The sequence below is a fragment of the Streptomyces sp. AF1A genome, assembly GCF_047340315.1.
In the GTDB taxonomy this organism is placed as follows: Bacteria; Actinomycetota; Actinomycetes; order Streptomycetales; family Streptomycetaceae; genus Streptomyces.
Map to the genome: position 1 here is coordinate 1 of NZ_JBLEBI010000345.1, position 2,553 is coordinate 2,553.

The following is a 2,553-nucleotide window of genomic DNA, read 5'->3' on the forward strand; positions in this document are numbered from 1 at the left end:
ACTGGTCCATGCTGCACCGGCCCTGCGCCGCCGCGACCCCCATGGCGACGCGGGCCAGCGGCAGGGACTGCTGGGGCATGGGGTCGTGGGTGCCGTAGCGGGTGCGCGCTGCGCTGAGCTGCCGGGACGCCTCGGCGAGGTCGCCGCGGGCCAGCGCGAGATGCGCCAGCTTCAGGGCGCCCGCGCCGCGGGGCTTGGCGCTGTGGCAGACCTGGGTGGCCTTCCCGGCGGCCTCGGCGGCCTCCTGCCACTGGCCGAGCGAGTACAGCGCGTCGGACAGGTTGCCCCACATCCAGGCCTCGGAGTCCATCAGGCCGTGCTTGCGGGCGAAGGCGATGCCCTCGCGCAGGACGGGGGCGGCCTCCCGGTCCCGGCCGACGCTTTGCAACTCGGACGGCAGGTTCACATAGGCGCGGCCGGCGACATGGTGGACGCCCTCCGCCAGGGTGTCCCGCAGGACCTGCCCCATCTCCGCGAGCCCGGACTCGGGGTCGCCGGCGTCCACCATGAGGCCGCCCAGGGTGAGGCGTGCGTGCAGTTCGATGTCGCGGGCGCCGACCATCCGCGCGTACTCCACGGCCCGCTCGGCGGCGGCGAAGGCCTCGGCTCCGGGCCGGTGCAGCATGGACCAGTTGGCTGCCAGGGCCAGCACCTCGGCGTGCACCTCGGACGGCGGCAGTCCGCGCACCAGGTCCTGGGCGGTGGCCAGTTCCCGCCAGCCGTCGCCGCGCGCCTGGGCCTGGACCAGCCGGGAGCGCTGCACCCAGAACCAGGCGGCCCGCAGGGGATCCGGCTCGTCCTCCAGCAGGCGCAGGGCCCGCTTGGTGATCTTCAGGGCGCGTTCGCGCTCTCCCCCGAAGCGGCCCGCGACGGCGGCCTCGGCCATCAGGTCGAGGTAGCGCAGCGGGGTGGTGTCCGGGTCGCAGCCGCACGGGGGGTAGACCTCGGTGTAGTCCACCGGGCGCAGCGCGGAGCGCACCTCCTGCGGGACGCTGTCCCACAGCTCCATCGCCCGCTCCAGAAGCCCGAGTTGCTCGGTGTAGGCATGGCGGCGGCGGGCCACCACGGAGGCGTCCAGGACGGCGGGCAGGGCCTTTGCCGGGTCGTGCGCGTGGTACCAGTAGCTGGCCAGGCGCATCACGCGCGCGTCGGCCGAAACGAGCGTGGGATCGGCCTCCAGGGCCTCGGCGTAGCGGCGGTTGAGGCGGGAGCGTTCGCCGGGCAGGAGGTCGTCGGCGACGGCCTCGCGGACCAGGGAGTGCCGGAAGCGGTAGCCGTCTCCGGCCGGGGTGACGGCGAGGATGTTGGCGCCGACGGCGGCCCGCAGCGCCTCGATGAGGTCGTCCTCGGGCAGATGGGCGACGGCGGCGATGAGCCGGTACTCCACGGTGGAGCCGCCCTCGGCGACGATCCGGGCGACTCGCTGGGCGGATTCGGGCAGCGTCTCGACCCGGACCAGGAGCAGGTCGCGCAGGGAGTCGGTGAGGCCGGTGCAGCAGCCCTCGCAGGCGGCGACGGCGAGTTCCTCGACGAAGAAGGCGTTGCCGTCGGAGCGTTCGAAGATGTCGTCGACCTGGGCGGGGTCGGGTTCCGCGGCGAGGATGCCGGCGATCTGGCGGCCGACCTCCTCGCGGGTGAAGCGGGCGAGTTCGATGCGGCGGACGGTGCGCAGCCGGTCGAGCTCGGCGAGCAGGGGGCGCAGCGGGTGGCGGCGGTGGATGTCGTCGGAGCGGTAGGTGGCGAGGACGAGGAGCCGGCCGGCGCGCAGGGTGCGGAAGAGGTAGGCGAGCAGGTGCCGGGTGGAGGCGTCCGCCCAGTGCAGGTCCTCCAGGACGAGCACGACGGTGTACTCGGCGGCGACCAGCTCCAGCAGCCGGGCGGTGAGCTCGAACAGGCGGGCCATGCCCTGCTCGTCGTGCCGGCCCGCGGTGGCCTCCCCCAACTCGGGCAGCAGTCGGGCCAGTTCCTCTTCCTGGCCGGTCGCCGCGGCGGCGAACTCCTCGGGCCGGGCGTCGCGCAGGGCGCGCAGCGCGGCGGAGAAGGGCGCGAACGGCAGCCCGTCCGCGCCGATCTCCACGCAGCCGCCGACGGCGACGACCGCGTTCCGCTCCGCGGCGGCGGTCGCGGTGAACTCCTCGACGAGGCGGGTCTTGCCGACGCCCGCCTCACCGCCGAGCAGCAGCGCCTGCGGCTCGCCCGCGGCGGCACGGGCGAGCGCGTCGTTCAAGGTGGCCAACTCGTCGGTGCGGCCTACGAACACGGGACTGACGGACCTGGTCTCCACGGGTGCGAGCATCGCACGAGCTCCGGTCGGCACGGCAGGGGTTTTCCACAGGCCCGGTGCGATCGTCGTACCGACAGTCGGAACGGTCGTACCAGCAGTCAAAACGGTCGTATTAGGGGCCGGAACGGCCGGGAGGGTCGTACGACTCCGTCGGAGCGTCGTACGACCCTGGGCGGGGAGGCGGCCAGGGAGGCGGCCGACCCCCGTGCGGCCGCCTCCCGTCCCGTCCGCGGTGCTCACGCGGTGCGGGGCAGCCGGCGCCGGCCGGG

The 2,553-nt window shown here is 74.6% G+C and carries 1 protein-coding gene; it reads right to left on the reverse strand.

The window, feature by feature from the left end; all coding sequences use genetic code 11:
- Positions 1 to 2,296: ATP-binding protein (locus ACLU3S_RS36650; RefSeq protein ID WP_413956297.1), on the reverse strand; the 2,296-nt coding region annotated here is incomplete at its 3' end.
- Positions 2,297 to 2,553: the final 257 nt, after the last annotated feature.